The sequence below is a fragment of the Streptomyces sp. DG1A-41 genome (assembly GCF_037055355.1).
GTDB lineage: Bacteria > Actinomycetota > Actinomycetes > Streptomycetales > Streptomycetaceae > Streptomyces.
The window spans coordinates 6,771,708-6,789,274 of record NZ_CP146350.1 but is presented as its reverse complement, the minus strand read 5'-3'; the positions used below and the strand labels follow the sequence as shown (position 1 = coordinate 6,789,274).

Here is a 17,567-nt window from a genome sequence, read left to right as displayed (position 1 = left end):
CCTTCTCGCGCTCAGACCGCTCAGGTCGAAGACGCGCCTACGCGGAAGGGTCAGAGCGCCGGCGCAGGGACATACGGCGTGAGCTCCGCCGCCAGTTCCTCGTGCACCCGCACCTTGAGCAGGGTGCCCTCCGGGGTGTGCTCCTCGGAGAGGACCTCGCCCTCGTCGTGGGCACGGGCGACCAGCTTGCCGTGCGTGTACGGCACGAGCGCCTCGATCTCGACCGACGGGCGCGGCAGCTCGTTGTCGATGAGCGCGAGCAGCTCGTCGATGCCCTGGCCGGTGCGGGCCGAGACGGCCAGGGACCGCTTCTCGACACGCATCAGCCGCTGGAGCGTCAGCGGGTCGGCCGCGTCGGCCTTGTTGATCACGACGATCTCGGGTACGTCGGTGGCGCCGACGTCCCTGATCACCTCGCGCACGGCGGCCAGCTGCTCCTCCGGGTTCGGGTGCGAACCGTCCACCACGTGCAGGATCAGGTCGGACTCGCCGACCTCCTCCATCGTGGAGCGGAACGCCTCGACCAGGTGGTGGGGCAGATGGCGCACAAACCCGACCGTGTCGGCCAGCGTGTACAGCCGGCCGCTCGGGCTCTCGGCCCGGCGCACGGTCGGGTCGAGGGTCGCGAACAGGGCGTTCTCCACCAGCACGCCCGCGCCCGTGAGGCGGTTGAGCAGCGAGGACTTGCCGGCGTTGGTGTAGCCCGCGATGGCGACCGAGGGCACCTTGTGGCGCTTGCGCTCCTGGCGCTTGATCTCGCGGCCGGTCTTCATGTCCGCGATCTCCCGGCGCATCTTCGCCATCTTCTCGCGGATCCGCCGCCGGTCCGTCTCGATCTTGGTCTCACCGGGACCACGGGTGGCGAGGCCGCCGCCCTTGCCGCCGCCCATCTGCCGGGACAGCGACTGACCCCAGCCCCGGAGCCTCGGCAGCATGTACTGCATCTGCGCGAGCGCAACCTGCGCCTTGCCCTCTCGGGACTTGGCGTGCTGGGCGAAGATGTCCAGGATCAGGGCGGTCCGGTCGATGACCTTGACCTTGACGACGTCCTCGAGGTGGATCAGCTGGCCCGGGCTGAGCTCACCGTCGCAGATGACGGTGTCCGCGCCCGACTCGAGGACGATGTCGCGCAGCTCCCGGGCCTTGCCGGAGCCGATGTAGGTGGCCGCGTCGGGCTTGTCGCGGCGCTGGATCACACCGTCGAGCACCAGCGCGCCGGCCGTTTCCGCGAGGGCGGCGAGCTCCGCGAGGGAGTTTTCCGCGTCCTGCACGGTTCCCGAGGTCCAGACGCCGACGAGGACGACCCGCTCCAGGCGGAGCTGGCGGTACTCGACCTCGGTGACGTCCTCGAGCTCGGTGGAGAGGCCCGCCACACGGCGCAGAGCCGCGCGCTCGGAGCGGTCGAGCTGGTCGCCGTCCCACTCTCCGTCGATCTCGTGGCTCCAGGCGACGTCCTCTTCCATCAGGGCATCGGCCCGAAGACCCTCGGGGTGGCTGTGCGCGAAGCGCTTGGTGTCCTGGGAAGGGGAAGAAGAGGAGGTCATTGGATCCTTACGTAGCTGGGAAACCGTTTACGGCGACGGAGCGCTGCGAGCTTTCCGTCACCGGGCATAACGCGCGAACGCCCCGGGAGATTCCCGGCGCTCCGTGCCGCGCCGACCTGAAGATAGTCGCACGGCACGGGGCGTCTCGTCACCGTGTTATCGAGCGACCGCCTCAGCGGGCGCACCCACCTTCGCGGGCGCGGCCGGCTTCCAGTCCGGGTGCCCCGGCATCGGCGGGGTCTTCTCCCCGTACAGCCAGCCCTGGAAGAAGCCGTCCAGGTCGCGCCCGGAGATCTCGGCGGCCAGCCGGACGAAGTCCTCCGTCGTGGCGGTGTCGTCCTGGTACCGGCCGACCCAGGCGCGTTCCAGACGTTCGAAGGCCGGTCGGCCGATCTCCTGGCGCAGGGCGTACAGGACGAGCGCGGCGCCGTCGTAGACGTTGGGACGGAAGATGCTGGTCTTGCGGCCCGGCTCGGGAGCCTTGGGGGCGGCGGGTGGTCCGCCGGACGCGCGCCAGCGGTCGGAAGCACCGTACGCGGCCTTCATTCGGTCCCGCATCGGCTTGTCGGCCTGCTCCTCGGCGTACAGCGCCTCGTACCAGGTGGCGTGCCCCTCGTTGAGCCACAGGTCGGACCAGGTGCGGGGGCCGACGCTGTTGCCGAACCACTGGTGGGCCAGCTCGTGGATCATGATCGAGTCGACGTACCACGCCGGGTAGACGGGCTCGGTGAACAGCTCCCGCTCGAAGAGGGAGAGCGTCTGGGTCTCCAGTTCGAAGCCGGTGGAGGCGTCGGCCATGAGCAGGCCGTACGTCTCGAAGGGGTAGCGGCCGACCTTGCTCTCCATCCAGGCGATCTGCTCCGGGGTCTTCTCCAGCCAGGGTTCGAGCGCCTTGCGGTGCTTGGTCGGGACGACGTCCCGTACGGGCAGTCCGTGCGGGCCGATGCGGTGCAGCACCGTGGAGCGGCCGATGGAGACCTGGGCGAGCTCGGTGGCCATGGGGTGCTGGGTGCGGTACGTCCACGTGGTCGACCCGCCAAACCTGTCCACCCCGGCGGACAGACCGTTGGCGACGGCTGTGTGGCCGTCGGGTGCGGTGACCCGGATGGTGAACATCGCCTTGTCGGAGGGGTGGTCGTTGCACGGGAACACCAAGTGCGCGGCGTCGGCCTGGTTGGCCATGGCGAGGCCGTCCGCAGTGCGCACCCAGCCGCCCTCGCGCCCCTTCGCGGGCACCGGGTCACTGGTGTGCCGCACGGTGATCCGCATCCAGTTGCCGTCCGAGACTGAGTCCTCGGGCGTGATCACCAGGTCCTCGCCGGCGGTGCCGAACGTGGCGGGCTCGCCGTCGACCTCTACCGAGTGGACCGTGCCATGGGCGAAGTCCAGGTTGACGCGGTCCAGGTCGGCGGTGGTCCAGGCGTCGATGGTGGTGACGGCCCGCAGCGGCTCGCTGTTGCTGCCGGGGTAGGTGAAGGAGAGGTCGTACGCCGCGACGTCGTAGCCGGGGTTGCCCAGGTACGGGAAGAGGCGGTCGCCGACGCCGAGCGGGACGGCCGGGGCGCTCGCGGCGACGAGGCAGACGGAGACGGCCGAGGCGAGCAGCGCCGCGGACGTCCGCCGACGACAGGAACGGGTTCGGGTGCGGTGGGGGGTGAGGCGCATGCCTCACGGCTATCAGCGCGCGCGTGCGTGACGGGGACGACGCGCGTCCGGCCCACCCGAACCGGGGACCGGGGCCTGCGCCGGGTGCCGCCCCTGTCCGGTGGCCGGCGTCCGGACCGGCTCAGCCGCCCTGCATCTGCGGTTGTGCCCGGGTGACGTCGTACACCCCGGCCACGTTGCGCATTGCGCGCATGAGGGCGGGCAGGTGGGCCGCGTCCGGGAGCTCCACGGTGTACGTGTGACGGACCTGCTGCTGGGTCGGGGGTTCGACGGTCGCGGAGACGATCTCGGCGCCTTCCAGGGCCATGGCCTCCGTGAGGTCCGCGAGCAGATGGGGGCGGACGAACGATTCGGCGACCAGCGTGACCCGGCACTCGGTGGCATCGCCCCAGCGCACGCCGACCTCGGCGCGCCCCCCGTCCTTCATACGGGCCACCGCGGCGCACTCGGCGCGGTGCACGGTGACCGCTCCCCCGCGTACGGCGAAGCCGGTGATCTCGTCGGGCCGTACGGGTGTGCAGCAGCCGGCGAGCCGGACGGTCGCGCCTGGCCGGTCGGTGAGGACGTTGCCGCCGGAGAGGCGGGCGGCCGCCTGCTCGGGAGCTGGGCCGTCCGGGTCGGATGGGACGGCGGTCGCGGGCCGGGGAGGCGCCGCGCGTTCCTCGGCCTGCCGGTCCTCCCGGCCCTCGGTCCGCTGGGCCTCGGCCTGCGCCGGATGAGCGGCCAGCCACCGCTGGATGGCGATCCGGGCCGCGGGCGTGTGCGCGTGCTCCAGCCACTCCCGGGAAGGCTCGGACACCGGGTCCTGGCCCATGAGGAGCTGGACCGTGTCGCCGTCCTTCAGGACGGTGCTCAGCGTCGCCAGACGGCCGTTGACACGGGCGCCGATGCACGCGTGCGCGTCCTCGCCGTACTGCGCGTACGCGGCGTCCACACAGGTCGCCCCCTCGGGCAGGCCGAGCGTGCCGCCGGCGGGCCGGAAGACGGTGATCTCGCGGTCCTGGGCGAGGTCCTCGCGCAGGGTCGACCAGAAGTGGTCCGGGTCGGGTGCCGCCTCCTGCCAGTCGAGGAGCCGGGAGAGCCAGCCGGGACGCGTGGGGTCGACGCGTTCGCCGTCGGCCGGGTCGTCGGGGGCCGGTGCGTACGGGTTGCCGAGCGCGACGACTCCGGCCTCGGCGACCTTGTGCATCTGGTGGGTGCGGATGAGGACTTCGACGACCTGGCCGTCCTCGCGGGCGACGGCCGTGTGCAGCGACTGGTACAGGTTGAACTTCGGTACGGCGATGAAGTCCTTGAACTCCGAGACCACCGGCGTCATGCAGGTGTGGAGTTCGCCCAGGACGCCGTAGCAGTCGGCGTCCTCGTTCACCAGCACCAGCAGGCGGCCGAAGTCGGAGCCCTGGAGCCGGCCGCGTTTGCGGGAGACCCGGTGCACGGAGACGAAGTGGCGGGGCCGGATGAGGACTTCGGCCGGGATGTCCGCCTCGCGCAGCACGGTGCGCACCTCGTCGGCGACCTCGGCGAGCGGGTCGTCCGCGCGGGCGGCGTTGCGGACGATCAACTCCCTTGTGTGCTCGTACTCCTCGGGGCGCAGGATCGCGAAGACGAGGTCTTCCAGTTCGGTCTTGAGCGCCTGGACGCCCAGCCGTTCGGCGAGCGGGATCAGCACGTCACGTGTCACCTTGGCGATGCGCTCCTGCTTCTCGGGGCGCATGACGCCGAGGGTGCGCATGTTGTGGAGCCGGTCGGCGAGTTTGATCGACATGACGCGGACGTCGTTGCCGGTGGCGACGAGCATCTTGCGGAAGGTCTCGGGCTCGGCGGCGGCGCCGTAGTCGACCTTCTCCAGTTTGGTGACGCCGTCGACGAGGAAGCGGACCTCCTCGCCGAACTGCTCGCCGACCTGGTCGAGCGTCACATCCGTGTCCTCCACGGTGTCGTGGAGCAGAGACGCGGTCAACGTCGTGGTCTCGGCGCCGAGTTCGGCGAGGATCAGAGTCACGGCGAGCGGGTGCGTGATGTACGGCTCGCCGCTCTTGCGCATCTGGCCGCGGTGCGAGGACTCGGCCAGGACGTAGGCGCGGCGCAGGGGTTCGAGGTCCGCGTCGGGGTGGTGGGCGCGGTGCGCGTCGACGACGTGGCTGATGGCGTCGGGCAGCCGGCCTCGGGCGGCGGGGCCGAGCAGCGCGGCGCGGCCGAGGCGTCGCAGGTCGATCCGGGGGCGGGCCTTTCTGCGCGGGGCTGTCGGCGTCACCGGTCCTGACACCGCGCCCGGCATCGGGCCTGGGGTCACGGAATTCGTGGCCTCCGCACTCATGGGCACCTCCGGCTGCGTGGACCGGCGGACGGGTGCCCCATGGCGGACACGGCTCAGGGGGTGGCTTCGTCCCCCGTCCGGGCCGGTGCTTGATGCTACCGAGCCCACCACGCCCGGCCGACCGCCTCTCGCCGAGCGTGAAACTGATCACCCATTCGAGGGACGAATGTGAGGTTTGTGCCCCCGTACGTCGTGACCATCACGGTTCCAATCCCGCCAAGTGGCCGGTTCCATACGGCGGTTTCGGGTCGAGTGGCCGACGGCGCGCGGCGATTTCAGGGCGATCAGCGCCTGTTCATTCACGCGCGCATGGCGGTCTCCAGCCAGTCGGCTGTTCACGCGCGCGTGGCGGTCTCCAGCCAGTCGGCGTCGATCTCGCCCTCGGCCACGATCACCGCCGGGCCGGTCATCTCGATCTCGCCGTCGGGCCGCTCGGTGATCACCAGGGTGCCGCCGGGGACATCCACGGTGTAGGTCGCCGGGGTGCCGGTGACCGCCGGGTCGGCGCCGTCTCGGCGGGCGGTGGCCACGGCCACCGCGCACGCGCCCGTGCCGCACGAGCGGGTCTCGCCGGCACCGCGCTCGTGCACGCGCAGCGCGACGTGCCCGGGGCCGCGGTCGACCACGAACTCGACATTCACACCGTGCGGGTAGGCGGCGGCCGGGCTGAAGGGCGGCGGGGAGATCAGATCACCGGCGTGGGACAGGTCGTCCACGAAGGCGACCGCGTGCGGGTTGCCCATGTTCACGTTCCGCGCGGGCCAGCTGCGCTCTCCGACGCTGACCGTGACGCCGCCCTCCGGGAACAGAGCCTTGCCCATACCCACGGTGACGTCACCGTCCTTGGCGATGTGGACCGTCTTGACGCCTCCGCGTGTGGCGACCGTGAGGTCCCCTTCGGTGACATGTCCGGCGCGCTGGAGGTAGCGCGCGAAGACGCGCACGCCGTTGCCGCACATCTCGGCGATCGAGCCATCGCCGTTGCGGTAGTCCATGAACCACTCCGCCTCGGCCGCCATGCCCCTCGCCTCGGGATGCGCCGCGGATCGCACCACGTGCAGCAGCCCGTCACCGCCGATGCCCGCACGGCGGTCGCAGAGGGCTGCGACGGCGGCCGGGGGCAGGTCGATGGCGTTCTCGGGGTCCGGGACGATCACGAAGTCGTTCTCGGTGCCGTGACCCTTGAGGAAGGGGATCCGCGTGCTCATGCCCTCGATCGTACGGTCTGCTCCGCGGGGAGGGCCGTGCGGATTCGCCGTGGGCGTGCGGGTGCGTCGCGGTGTGCGGGTGCGTCGTGGCCTGTCACGCAGTTCACCGCGCCCCTTCCGGGCGCTCCGGCATGCGGCGCTCTAGCGGAGCCGCGCTACTCGCCACACGGCCAGTACGACCACCGCGGCCACCATGACGGTGTACGCGAGTACGACGCGCCAGTCCGGTCTGCGGCCGGAGCCCCGGGCCGGCAGGCCCGGCCAGGTGTAGCCCACGCGACGGGCGGCCATCATGCCCCAGCCGGCCGCGCACGAGCAGATCAGCAGCCCGAGCATGGCGATCACGGCCCCGCTGTCGCCGAAGTCGAAGGCGAGCGGGAACGCGAACATCAGGGAGCCGACCGCGGCCAGGCTCACGATGGGCGCGAGCTGCCAGATGCGCAGCCGGCGCTGCGGACGCAGCTCGACCTCGACCTCGCCCGCGAACATCTCCTCGGGCTCGGGGCCGTCGTCCGTCACACCCTGCATCTCGTCGGGACCGTCGGAGCTGAGACGGTCCGACTCCTGCTCCGGTCCGTCCCGGCGCTCCGGTTCATCCCGGTCGGCGGTGATGTGATCGGTGCCTTGTGCGGTGTCGCGAGGGCCGGCCTTCATCGCCACGCGCCCTCCCAACTAGGACTCAGCTCGGTCGATCGAAGCTCGATGATGGCACGCCGCCGCAGGCCCGGATGACGGCCTGCGCGTCCCGATGCCATGACGTGATCAGGCTGTAACCGGTCGTTCGACCAAAGACAGCGCGAGCTGCGGAAGTTCTGTGAGATCGGCCGCAGCCCCACTCAACCAGTGCACCCGGGGATCGCGCCTGAACCATGAATCCTGACGGCGCGCGAAGCGCTTGGTGGCACGTACGGTCTCGGCCCGCGCGTCCTCCAGGGTGCACTCCCCGGCAAGCGCCGCGAGCACCTGCTGGTAGCCGAGCGCGCGCGAGGCGGTACGCCCCTCGCGCAACCCCTGCGCCTCCAGTGCGCGCACCTCGTCCACTAGGCCGGCCTCCCACATCCGGTCGACCCTGCGCGCGATGCGCTCGTCCAGCTCGGGCCGGGCCACGTCGACGCCGATCTGGATCGTGTCGTACACCGAGTCGTGGCCGGGAAGGTTGGCGGTGAAGGGCCTGCCGGTGATCTCGATCACCTCCAGGGCCCGGACGACCCGGCGGCCGTTGCTGGGCAGGATCGCCCGCGCGGCCTCGGGGTCGGCGGCGGCGAGCCGGGCGTGCAGCGCGCCGGAGCCACGCAGCGTGAGTTCCTCCTCCAGGCGGGCGCGGACCTCCGGGTCGGTACCGGGGAACTCCAGGTTGTCGACGGCCCCGCGCACATACAGTCCGGAGCCGCCCACCAGGATCGGCCAGCGGCCTGCGGCGAGCAGGGCCTCGATCCGCTCACGGGCCAGGCGCTGGTACTCGGCGACGGACGCCGTGGCGGTCACGTCCCAGATGTCCAGGAGGTGGTGGGGGACGCCGCCGCGCTCCTCGGGCGTCAGCTTGGCGGTGCCGATGTCCATCCCTCGGTAGAGCTGCATGGAGTCGGCGTTGACGACCTCACCGCCGAGACGCTGGGCCAGGAAGACGCCCAGATCGGACTTTCCGGCCGCAGTTGGTCCGACGACGGCGATGACGCGGGGGGCGGGGGGTGCACTGCTCACCGACCCAGTCTCGCAAACCTCGAACCCTGCTCTCGAACGAGTTACGTGACGCCACGGCCCCGGGGTCGTTGCCCGTTGCGAGGTTCCCGCCGCCGGATCGCGGAGGCGGTGGCCCGGGTCGCGCAAACGGACGCACCGGGCGACGCGGGATTTCGCCCGCACGAGTAACGTATGGAGTGGATATGGGCGTTTTTGCACGACTTCTCCGGCGGTCCAAGGCCACGGAGGAGGCGACTGCCGCCGAGGCTCAGGCCGACGAGGCGACGGTCGGGGCCGAGGCGGAGGAATCGGCAGGGGCAGAGGCGGCGAAGGGTACGGACGGGGCAGCGGAAGCTGCTCAGCCGGCGGCTGAGGCCGCCGAGGTCACCGAGACCAAAGGCATCGACATCCCCAAGCAGCAGTCCACCGACAAGGCGGCCGACAACGAGGCCGGCGAGGGCGCCCGCACGTGACCGCCGTGCGCGAGGGAAGGTGAACCATGGGTCTCCTGGACAATGTGAAGGCCAAGCTGGGCCCGGCCAAGGACAAGGTCTCGGACCTCGCGCAGCGGCACGAGGACAAGATCCAGCACGGCCTCGACAAGGCCGCGCAGGTCGTCGACAAGAGGACCAAGGGCAAGTACAGCGACAGGATCCAGTCGGGCACGGGCAAGGCCAAGGGCGCCGTGGACCGACTCGCGCACAAGGGCGACAGCGGACCGGGCTCGGGCGGCACGGCGACGCCGCCGGGCGCGGGCAGCACCATGCCGCCGCCAAGCGCAGGGGGCACCACGCCGCCGGATCCGGGCCGTACAGCACCACCGCGGGACGCCGGAGGTACCATGCCCCCGGACACTGGCCGTACGGCACCGCCGCGGGACGCCGGAGGCACCCCGCCGCCGGACGCACCGCCTCCCACCTCCTGAGCGCGCATCGACGTTGCGGGTCCTGAACACACACATCGCCACACGGGGGGCACATCGGCGGACGGCCGCGGAGCACGAGGGCTCCCGGCCGTCCGCCGTTTCCCGCCTCCCGCCACCGGGCCCGCCCTGCCGCCGGGGCTACGACCAGGTGGCCACGACGTACCCCACTCCGTACGGCGCGTCCTCGTACAGCAGTGATCCGCCGAGGTCCGCGCCCTCGGCCGCGCCCGCCAGGACCTGCCAGGGGGCCAGGCCGGAGACCTTCAGTTCGCGCGCCAGCCCTGTGTCCAGCGTCGTGAGCGCGGCCAGGTCCGCCGTGCCGAGTGCGCGCGCGACCTCCGCGTCGAAGGGCGCCGCCCGTTCGTCCAGATACCCCGGGGCCTTGAGCGTCCGGCACGCGCTGGCGTCACCCATCACCAGCAGCGCGACCCGCTCGGCCCGTGTGGCGAGGCCCCGTCCGGTCCGGGCACACCGCTCGGGCACGAGCCTGTCCCCCACGCCGAGCCCCTCGACCGGGGCGTCGGACCATCCCGTCCGCTCCAGCAGCCAGGCGGCCACCGCCAGTGAGTACGGCAGCCGGTGTTCCACGGGCGTGTCCTCGTCCCGTCCCAGCCGTACGTCGAGATCGACGCCGAAGCCCCGGAACGAGCCCCGCGTGCCCTCCGGATACGTCTCGGGCCCGGCGCTGTCCACCGGCCCGACGACCACGAGCCGACCGGGCCGGGCGGCGGCGAGCACGCCCAGCGCGTCCGTGCAGGCGGCCCGCGCCGCGTCCAGCTCCGGAGCGGCGCCCGCGGCGACGTCGGGCACCAGCAGGGGCGGACAGGGGCAGACAGCGGCGGCGACAAGCATGATCGGCAGGGTAACCCTCCAGGGCCACCCCTACGCATGCGGCGGACCCGGCCTCACACTCGCCGCAGCCCGGCCGGACACCAACCCAGCAGGTCACAAGCCCGGCAGCACACAGGCCGCACCCGACCCAGCCCCGGCCCGACGCACGCCGCAGCGGGGACCCAGCCAAAGCCGAAGCCGACCGCGGCCGGAATCAACCCGCAGCCGTGGCCCAGCCGCGGTCAGCACCGACAGCGGGCCCAGCCCGGCTCAGTCGCAGCCGCAGCCCGTCGCCGCCACCGGGAGCGGCTCGGGGACGCCGATCTTCGGCAGGCCCAGGAGCACGCCTGGCCGGGCCGGCTTGCCCGCCTTCTCGGCGTTGCGCTTCTCCCAGGCGTCGCCCGCGCGCGTGCGGCGCACGTCCAGCACAGGGCCCTCGGCGAGGAGGTGGTGCGGGGCGGCGTAGGTGATCTCGACGGTCACCACGTCACCGGGGCGGACCTCCTGGTCCGGCTTGGTGAAGTGGACGAGGCGGTTGTCGGGGGCGCGGCCGGACAGGCGGTGGGTCGTGTCGTCCTTGCGGCCCTCGCCCTCGGCGACCATCAGCTCCAGCGTGCGGCCGACCTGCTTCTTGTTCTCCTCCCAGGAAATCTCCTCCTGGAGGGCGACCAGGCGCTCGTAGCGCTCCTGGACGACCTTCTTGGGGATCTGGCCGTCCATCTCGGCGGCCGGGGTGCCCGGGCGCTTGGAGTACTGGAAGGTGAAGGCCTGCGCGAAGCGGGCCTCGCGCACGACGTGCAGCGTCTGCTCGAAGTCCTCGTCGGTCTCGCCCGGGAAGCCCACGATGATGTCGGTGCTGATCGCCGCGTGCGGGATGGCGGCGCGGACCTTCTCGATGATCCCCAGGTAGCGATCCTGGCGGTAGGAGCGGCGCATGGCCTTCAGCACCGTGTCCGAACCGGACTGGAGCGGCATGTGCAGCTGCGGCATCACGTTCGGCGTCTCGGCCATGGCGGCGATGACGTCGTCGGTGAAGTCGCGCGGGTGCGGGGAGGTGAAGCGGACGCGCTCCAGACCCTCGATCTTGCCGCAGGCGCGCAGCAGCTTGCTGAAGGCCTCCCGGTCGCCGATGTCGGAGCCGTACGCGTTGACGTTCTGCCCGAGCAGCGTGATCTCGGAGACGCCCTCGGCGACCAGGGCCTCGATCTCGGCGAGGATGTCGCCGGGGCGGCGGTCCTTCTCCTTGCCTCGCAGGGCCGGGACGATGCAGAAGGTGCAGGTGTTGTTGCAGCCGACGGAGATGGAGACCCAGGCCGCGTACGCGCTCTCGCGCCGCGTCGGCAGCGTGGACGGGAACGCCTCCAGCGACTCGGCGATCTCGACCTGTGCCTCCTCCTGCACGCGCGCGCGTTCCAGCAGGACCGGCAGCTTGCCGATGTTGTGCGTGCCGAAGACGACGTCCACCCAGGGCGCCTTCTTCACGATGGTGTCGCGGTCCTTCTGCGCGAGGCAGCCGCCGACCGCGATCTGCATGCCGGGGCGGGCGGCCTTCTTGGGTGCCAGGTGACCGAGGTTGCCGTACAGCTTGTTGTCGGCGTTCTCACGCACGGCGCAGGTGTTGAAGACGACGACGTCGGCCGCGTCGGCGCCCTCGGGGGCGCGGACGTAGCCCGCGTCCTCCAGCAGACCGGCCAATCGCTCGGAGTCGTGGACGTTCATCTGGCACCCGTAGGTGCGTACCTCATATGTGCGCGTGCCGCCCACTGACTGGCTCCGGTCGATGCTGCTCATGGGGACAAGGGTAGGCGGTCGCCGGAAGTGACTCGGTCGCCTGTGGACAACCCGGGGCCCGGGCTCATGCCTCGATGAGACCGGCGCGGATCGCGTACCTGGTCAGCTCCAGACGGTCGCGCATGCCGAGCTTCTGGAGGAGGTTGGCGCGGTGGCGTTCGACCGTCTTGGCGCTGATGAAGAGGAGTTCGCCGATCTCCTTGGAGGTGTGGCCCTCGGCGACCAGCTTGAGGATCTCCTCCTCGCGTTCGGTGATGGCTCGTTCCGGCAGGCCGTCGCCCCGGTGCAGCCGCTCCAGGTAGGAGCGGACGAGGGCCCGCTCGGCGCCCGGGTAGATGAACGGCTCGTCGCGCACGGCCGCCCGGCAGGCCTCGACCAGGTCGCGGTCGGCGACGGACTTCAGGACGTAGCCGCTGGCTCCGGCCCTGAGCGCCTCGAAGAAGTACTCCTCGTTGTCGTACATCGTCAGCATGAGGATGTGCAGGTCGGGCAGCCGTCGGCAGAGTTCACGGGCCGCCTGGAGGCCGGTCATGCGGGGCATGGCGACGTCCAGGACGGCCAGGTCGACGGCGGTCTCCCGGGCGCGGGCGACGGCCTCGGCCCCGTCCCCTGCCTCGGCGACGACCGTCAGGTCGGGCTCCCCGTCGAGGATGAGGCGCACTCCCCGGCGTACGAGGGTGTGGTCGTCGGCGAGCAGGACGCGGATCGGGGGCCGGGCGGTGGTTGACGAGTTCCCCGGCGTCATCCGTGTGGACATCAGCGTGTTCCTTCCGTCGCCGGTATGCGCAGGCGTACGTCGGTGCCCCGGTCGGGGGCCGGTTCGAGGGTGAGGGCGGCGCCGATCAGGAGGGCGCGTTCGCGCATGCCGGTGATTCCGGCGCCCTCCGGGGCGTCGCCGAGGCCCGTGCCGTTGTCGCGCACGAGGAGTTCGACGCCGCCGGGGACCGGCCGGAGGCGGAGTTCGGCACGGTCGGCGCCGGCGTGCCGGGCGGTGTTGGTCAGACCTTCCTGGGCCACTCGGTAGACGACGAGTTCCGATTCCGGGGTCAGGGCGGGGAGGTCACCGGTGACGTGGTGGCGCACGGTCAGCCCATGGGTCGTGAACTCGGCGGCGAGCGAGCGCAGGGCGCTGGCCAGGCCGAGTTCCTCCAGGACGCCGGGGCGCAGCCTGCGGGCGATCCGGCGGATCTCGTCCAGGCCGGCCCGGGTCGCCTCCTGCGCCTGGCCGACCTCCTCGCGCAGGTCCACGGGCGCCCGGTCCGCGACGCGCTTGAGCTGGAGGAGGACGGCGGTCAGGGTCTGCCCGACCTCGTCGTGGAGTTCCCGGGCGATCCGGTTCCGTTCGCTCTCCTGTGCGGACAGCGCCCGGGCGGCGCCCGCGGCCCGCTCGGCCTCCAGCCGGTCGAGCATCGCGTTGTACGTCGTGATCAGCCCGGCCGTCTCCGCGGGGCCGGCGACCACAGGCCGGGCGCCCGGACGCAGCAGGTCCACGGTGGCCATGGCCCGGTCCAGCCGTTGCAGGGGTCCGAGGCCGAAGCGCAGCACGAGCGCGTTGCCGGTGAGCAGCATCGCCAGGCCGCCGAGCAGGAGGAGCGCCTCGCCCGCCAGGACGGGGGTCGACACGGTGACCGGGCCGAGCAGCAACGCCGTGGCCACGACCAGGCCCGCCGCGTTGAGCGAGAAGATCCGCCAGAACAACGACACGTTCCTGGATCCGCTCCTTCCTGCCCTCGCGTATGACACCGCCCCCTCCACCCTCTCCGGCGACCGACCGCTGTGTATATCCGTCACGACACCCATGTCGTCACCGTACGGCCGGATGACAGCATGCGGACTTGACCCGTCCGTTGATCGACACCGTTCGCCAGACCGACAAGAGCCGGACGACCAGCCAGAGCGGGACGGACAACCGGGGCCGGACGGACAACCAGAGCAAGACGAAACAAGGGGAAGAAACGTGTCAGCTCCGCGCCTGAGGGCGACGCCGCTGCCGGGCATCGGGGTCCAGTACGACCTGGAGACCCGGGAACACCGCCAACTGTCGGTGGTGGCGCACCGCGACGGCACGCGCACGGTGAACGTGTACCGGGCAGACGATCCCGACTCCTGCGCGCAGTCCCTGCGGCTGACCAGCTCGGAGGCGGGTTCGCTGATCGACGCGCTGAAGCCGTCCCACCACAGTCCGAGTCTGCTGTACACCACGGACCTGGGGCTGGTCGCCGAGCGGATCGAGGTGGCCGCGACCTCGCGCTGGAACGGGCGGGTGCTGGGCGACACGCGGATGCGGACGGAGACGGGCGCGTCGGTCGTGGCGGTGCTGCGCCGGGCCGAGGCCATCCCTTCTCCCGCGCCGGACTTCCGGCTGGCGGGCGGTGACACGCTGATCGTCGTCGGCACCCGTGAGGGCGTCGACGCCGCCGCGTCGATACTCGGCCGGGAGTGAGCCGGTGCACTCCGCGGTCCTGCTGATCGAGTTCGGTTCCATCATCCTCGGCCTCGGCCTGCTCGGCCGGTTCGCCGCCCGTTTCCGGCTGTCGCCGATACCGCTGTATCTCCTGGCCGGTCTGGCCTTCGGCGAGGGCGGTCTGCTGCCGCTCGGAGCGAGCGAGGAGTTCGTCGCCACCGGCGCCGAGATCGGCGTCATCCTGCTGCTGTTGATGCTGGGCCTGGAGTACACGGCGAGCGATCTGGTCTCCAACCTCAAGACCCACTACCCGTCCGGTCTGGTCGACTGCGCGCTCAACGCGCTGCCGGGGGCGGCGGTGGCACTGCTGCTCGGCTGGGGGCCGGTGGCCGCCGTCGTCCTGGCCGGTGTCACCTGGATCTCGTCGTCCGGCGTGATCGCGAAGGTGCTGGGCGATCTCGGCCGGGTCGGCAACCGGGAGACGCCGGTGATCCTCAGCGTGCTCGTGCTGGAGGATCTGGCGATGGCGGTGTACCTGCCCATCGTCACGGCGCTGGTGGCGGGAGCCGGGCTGCTGGCCGGCAGCCTGACCCTGGCGATCGCGCTGGGCGCGGCGGGCCTCGTCCTGTTCCTGGCCCTGCGCTACGGCAGGGTCATCTCCCGCTTCGTCTCCAGCGACGACCCGGAGAAGCTGCTGCTGGTCGTGCTGGGGCTGACGATCCTGGTGGCGGGTGTGGCGCAGCAGCTCCAGGTGTCGGCGGCGGTCGGGGCCTTTCTGGTGGGCATCGCGCTGTCCGGGGAGGTGGCGGAGGGCGCGCACACACTGCTGAGCCCCCTGCGCGACCTGTTCGCGGCGGTCTTCTTCGTCTTCTTCGGGCTGCACACGGACCCGTCCAGCATCCCGCCCGTTCTGCTGCCCGCCCTGGGCCTGGCCGTCGTCACCGCCCTGACGAAGATCGCCACCGGTTACTGGGCGGCGCGGCGGGCCGGAATCTCCGTCAAGGGCCGTTGGCGGGCGGGTGGTGCGCTGGTGGCCCGGGGCGAGTTCTCGATCGTCATCGCCGGCCTGGCGGTCTCGGCGGGCGTCGAACCGTCCCTCGGCCCTCTGGCCACGGCCTACGTCCTCATCCTGGTCGTCCTGGGCCCCCTCACCGCGCGCTACACGGAGCCCGCGGCGACCTGGTGGAGCCGACGCCGCGAGTCGTCCCGGGGTACGGCGGAGACGACGCCCCGGGCCAGGGAGGCGGACGCGCCGGTGGCCGACTGAGGGGCGGTGCCGGGCAGGGACAGGGAAGCCGCCGTCGGCCCTGGCGGCCGCCAGGCGGCGGACCGGGGCGCTACCGCGTGCCCCGGCAGCCGCCGGCCGCCGGGGCAGAGGCCACCTGTGGCCCTGGCGGGCGTCAGACGGCGGACAGAGGTACCACCGAGTACCCCGGCTGCCGCCGGGCGGCAGACAGGGGGACCAGGCAACCCCGGCGCACGTCAGCAGAGGTACCACCGCGCACGCGGGCAGCCGCCGGACAGGGGAACCACCGGCAACCCGGCGGACGTCAGCCGCCGGACCTAGGAGCCACCGGCAGCCCCGGCAACCGGCCCGACACCAGACCGAGGTACCCCCCACCCACCCCGGCAGCCGCCAGACGCCGACCAGAGGCGAGCCGCCGACCCGCGCGGCACAGGCTCAGGCGTCGGCGGCCGGTTCCCACCCCTGCCTCCGCAGCACCCCCGGCACATCCGGTGCCTCGTAGTGCTCCCCCTTGAGCACCTTGCCGTCCTCGCGGCGGGAGACGGAGCCGTCGGGACCGATCTTGGTCATGTTGGAGCGGTGGATCTCGGCCAGTACCGCGTCGAGGTCGATGCCGTGGACGAGCGCGGTGCCGTAGGCGACGTAGACGACGTCGGCGAGTTCGTGGGCGAGCCGGTCGATAGGGCCCGTCACCGACACCTCGGCGACCTCCGCGGCCTCCTCCGCGAGGAGTTCGCCGCGGTGGGCGGCGAGTTCCGGGGACACCTCCGTGGGGGTACTGCGGGCGTCCAGTCCGAAGGCGAGGTGGAATGCACGGACCAGGTCTGCGGGCGAGGAGCTCATACGGGCGACTGTAGTGGCCGCCACTGACACTCCCTGGCCCCCGCCCTGGGAACCCGCCCCTGGTCAGCGGGCACCACGGCTGGCAGGATCTCGCGCATGTCCAAGGTGTTCCCCCTTGTCGGCAGGCGCCAGGCCCTCACGGGCGGCGCCGCCTCCCTCGTGGTCCTCGGGCTGTTGCTGTGGTGGCTGCGCCCCTGGGCCGAGGAGCCACCGGGCGGAACGATCAGGTTCAGCACGGGCACGCGCGCGGGGGTGTACTACGAGTACGGCGACCTCCTGCGCAAAGCGATCGACAAGGACATGCCCGATCTGAAGGTACGGTTGCTGACCAGCGCCGGTTCGCAGGAGAACGTCGCGGACGTGGCGACGGGCCAGGCGGACTTCGCGATCGCCGCCGCGGACGCGGTCGCCACGTACAAGCTCGACAACAGCACGGGCGCCGACCGGCTGCGCGGTGTCGCGCGCCTGTACGACGACTACGTCCAGCTCGTCGTACCGCCGGACTCGGACATCCGCTCCGTCGCGGACCTGCGGGGCAAGCGCGTGGCCATAGGGCTGCCGAACTCCGGCGTACGGCTGATCGCGAACGGCGTGCTCAAGGCGGCCGGGATCGACCCGGAGAAGGACATCAAGCCGTCGTCGGACGGCATCGACACCGGCCCCAAACGGCTGGGACACGGCCTCGACGCGTTCTTCTGGTCGGGCGGGCTGCCCACGGACGGGCTCAGCCGGCTGGCCAAGAAGTCGGCGTCGGCCTTCCGCTTCGTGCCGATCGATGCCGCCCTCGTGGCGAAGCTGCACGACCAGGGCGGTGCCACGCGCTACTACCGCGCCACCAAGATGCCGGAGTCGGCCTACCCCGCCATCCAGCGCGGCGACCCGGTCCCCACCCTGGCGGTGTCCAACCTGTTGGTGACGCGCAACGACATGGACTCCCGGCTCACCGAGTGGCTGACCCGTACGGTGATCGACAGCCGGGACGGCATCGGAGCGACTGTCCACTCCGCCCAGCTGGTCGACGTCCGCACGGCGATCTACACCGACCCGCTCAAGCTGCACGACGGGGCCCGGCGCTACTACCGGTCCGTCAAGCCATAGCGCTGCCCCCCGACT

The 17,567-nt window shown here is 71.9% G+C and carries 16 protein-coding genes; 5 read left to right on the top strand and 11 right to left on the bottom strand.

What is annotated here, in order from left to right; all coding sequences use genetic code 11:
* Nucleotides 1-50: 50 nt before the first annotated feature.
* The 6 genes from hflX to miaA form a co-directional block, all read right to left on the bottom strand.
* Nucleotides 51-1,544, bottom strand: a complete 1,494-nt coding sequence (hflX, locus tag V8690_RS31775; RefSeq protein ID WP_338783530.1) for a GTPase HflX — start codon at nt 1,542-1,544, stop codon at nt 51-53.
* A gap of 156 nt (nt 1,545-1,700) precedes the next feature.
* Entirely contained in the window at nt 1,701-3,209 is a 1,509-nt protein-coding gene (locus V8690_RS31770) for a M1 family metallopeptidase (RefSeq protein ID WP_338783529.1), read from the bottom strand.
* A 121-nt stretch (nt 3,210-3,330) separates the two neighbouring features.
* Nucleotides 3,331-5,526 carry an HD domain-containing protein gene (locus V8690_RS31765; protein WP_338783528.1) on the bottom strand — a complete coding sequence of 732 codons (2,196 nt, stop codon included), beginning with the start codon at nt 5,524-5,526 and terminating at the stop codon, nt 3,331-3,333.
* A 335-nt stretch (nt 5,527-5,861) separates the two neighbouring features.
* A complete protein-coding gene (gene dapF / locus V8690_RS31760) occupies nt 5,862-6,734 on the bottom strand; it encodes a diaminopimelate epimerase (RefSeq protein ID WP_338783527.1) in 873 nt (290 codons plus the stop codon).
* A gap of 141 nt (nt 6,735-6,875) precedes the next feature.
* Entirely contained in the window at nt 6,876-7,388 is a 513-nt protein-coding gene (locus V8690_RS31755) for a hypothetical protein (RefSeq protein WP_338785523.1), read from the bottom strand.
* A 108-nt stretch (nt 7,389-7,496) separates the two neighbouring features.
* On the bottom strand, nt 7,497-8,435 hold the full coding sequence (miaA, locus tag V8690_RS31750; RefSeq protein ID WP_338783525.1) for a tRNA (adenosine(37)-N6)-dimethylallyltransferase MiaA: 939 nt from the start codon (nt 8,433-8,435) through the stop codon (nt 7,497-7,499).
* Nucleotides 8,436-8,617: 182 nt separating this feature from the next.
* Here miaA and V8690_RS31745 point away from each other — a divergent pair, with 182 nt between their 5' ends.
* Both V8690_RS31745 and V8690_RS31740 read left to right on the top strand, forming a co-directional pair.
* A complete protein-coding gene (locus V8690_RS31745; RefSeq protein WP_338783524.1) occupies nt 8,618-8,887 on the top strand; it encodes a hypothetical protein in 270 nt (89 codons plus the stop codon).
* A 26-nt stretch (nt 8,888-8,913) separates the two neighbouring features.
* On the top strand, nt 8,914-9,339 hold the full coding sequence (locus V8690_RS31740; RefSeq protein WP_338783522.1) for an Rv0909 family putative TA system antitoxin: 426 nt from the start codon (nt 8,914-8,916) through the stop codon (nt 9,337-9,339).
* A 138-nt stretch (nt 9,340-9,477) separates the two neighbouring features.
* Here the strand turns inward: V8690_RS31740 and V8690_RS31735 are convergent, their stop codons facing one another.
* The 4 genes from V8690_RS31735 to V8690_RS31720 form a co-directional block, all read right to left on the bottom strand.
* Nucleotides 9,478-10,191, bottom strand: coding sequence for a class III extradiol dioxygenase subunit B-like domain-containing protein (locus V8690_RS31735; RefSeq protein WP_338783520.1), 714 nt, complete (start codon nt 10,189-10,191; stop codon nt 9,478-9,480).
* Between the two features lie 249 nt (nt 10,192-10,440).
* A complete protein-coding gene (miaB, locus tag V8690_RS31730) occupies nt 10,441-11,961 on the bottom strand; it encodes a tRNA (N6-isopentenyl adenosine(37)-C2)-methylthiotransferase MiaB (RefSeq protein WP_338783519.1) in 1,521 nt (506 codons plus the stop codon).
* 64 nt (nt 11,962-12,025) lie between these two features.
* Entirely contained in the window at nt 12,026-12,718 is a 693-nt protein-coding gene (locus V8690_RS31725) for a response regulator transcription factor (protein WP_338783518.1), read from the bottom strand.
* Nucleotides 12,718-13,761 carry a sensor histidine kinase gene (locus tag V8690_RS31720; protein WP_338783517.1) on the bottom strand — a complete coding sequence of 348 codons (1,044 nt, stop codon included), beginning with the start codon at nt 13,759-13,761 and terminating at the stop codon, nt 12,718-12,720. Before V8690_RS31720 ends, V8690_RS31725 begins: the two co-directional genes overlap by 1 nt.
* 157 nt (nt 13,762-13,918) lie before the next feature.
* Between V8690_RS31720 and V8690_RS31715 the strand changes: the two genes are divergently transcribed.
* Nucleotides 13,919-14,404, top strand: coding sequence for a TrkA C-terminal domain-containing protein (locus V8690_RS31715; protein ID WP_338783516.1), 486 nt, complete (start codon nt 13,919-13,921; stop codon nt 14,402-14,404).
* A 4-nt stretch (nt 14,405-14,408) separates the two neighbouring features.
* Nucleotides 14,409-15,632 (top strand): cation:proton antiporter, encoded by a 1,224-nt coding sequence (locus V8690_RS31710; RefSeq protein ID WP_338783515.1) that lies wholly within the window; start codon nt 14,409-14,411, stop codon nt 15,630-15,632.
* A gap of 414 nt (nt 15,633-16,046) precedes the next feature.
* On the opposite strand, the gene V8690_RS31705 is transcribed toward V8690_RS31710, so the two are convergent.
* Nucleotides 16,047-16,454 (bottom strand): MazG nucleotide pyrophosphohydrolase domain-containing protein, encoded by a 408-nt coding sequence (locus V8690_RS31705; protein ID WP_338783514.1) that lies wholly within the window; start codon nt 16,452-16,454, stop codon nt 16,047-16,049.
* Nucleotides 16,455-16,550: 96 nt separating this feature from the next.
* On the opposite strand from V8690_RS31705, the gene V8690_RS31700 reads away from it, so the two are divergent.
* Nucleotides 16,551-17,552 carry a TAXI family TRAP transporter solute-binding subunit gene (locus V8690_RS31700; protein ID WP_338783513.1) on the top strand — a complete coding sequence of 334 codons (1,002 nt, stop codon included), beginning with the start codon at nt 16,551-16,553 and terminating at the stop codon, nt 17,550-17,552.
* Nucleotides 17,553-17,567: the final 15 nt, after the last annotated feature.

What these genes read in the sequence shown, in the direction of transcription:
- hflX (WP_338783530.1), bottom strand. Translation starts at nt 1,544, where the DNA reads ATGACCTCCTCTTCTTCCCCTTCCCAGGACACCAAGCGCTTCGCGCAC.
- V8690_RS31770 (WP_338783529.1), bottom strand. Translation starts at nt 3,209, where the DNA reads ATGCGCCTCACCCCCCACCGCACCCGAACCCGTTCCTGTCGTCGGCGG.
- V8690_RS31765 (WP_338783528.1), bottom strand. Translation starts at nt 5,526, where the DNA reads ATGAGTGCGGAGGCCACGAATTCCGTGACCCCAGGCCCGATGCCGGGC.
- dapF (WP_338783527.1), bottom strand. Translation starts at nt 6,734, where the DNA reads ATGAGCACGCGGATCCCCTTCCTCAAGGGTCACGGCACCGAGAACGAC.
- V8690_RS31755 (WP_338785523.1), bottom strand. Translation starts at nt 7,388, where the DNA reads ATGAAGGCCGGCCCTCGCGACACCGCACAAGGCACCGATCACATCACC.
- V8690_RS31745 (WP_338783524.1), top strand. Translation starts at nt 8,618, where the DNA reads ATGGGCGTTTTTGCACGACTTCTCCGGCGGTCCAAGGCCACGGAGGAG.
- V8690_RS31740 (WP_338783522.1), top strand. Translation starts at nt 8,914, where the DNA reads ATGGGTCTCCTGGACAATGTGAAGGCCAAGCTGGGCCCGGCCAAGGAC.
- V8690_RS31735 (WP_338783520.1), bottom strand. Translation starts at nt 10,191, where the DNA reads ATGCTTGTCGCCGCCGCTGTCTGCCCCTGTCCGCCCCTGCTGGTGCCC.
- miaB (WP_338783519.1), bottom strand. Translation starts at nt 11,961, where the DNA reads ATGAGCAGCATCGACCGGAGCCAGTCAGTGGGCGGCACGCGCACATAT.
- V8690_RS31725 (WP_338783518.1), bottom strand. Translation starts at nt 12,718, where the DNA reads ATGTCCACACGGATGACGCCGGGGAACTCGTCAACCACCGCCCGGCCC.
- V8690_RS31720 (WP_338783517.1), bottom strand. Translation starts at nt 13,761, where the DNA reads ATGGGTGTCGTGACGGATATACACAGCGGTCGGTCGCCGGAGAGGGTG.
- V8690_RS31705 (WP_338783514.1), bottom strand. Translation starts at nt 16,454, where the DNA reads ATGAGCTCCTCGCCCGCAGACCTGGTCCGTGCATTCCACCTCGCCTTC.
- V8690_RS31700 (WP_338783513.1), top strand. Translation starts at nt 16,551, where the DNA reads ATGTCCAAGGTGTTCCCCCTTGTCGGCAGGCGCCAGGCCCTCACGGGC.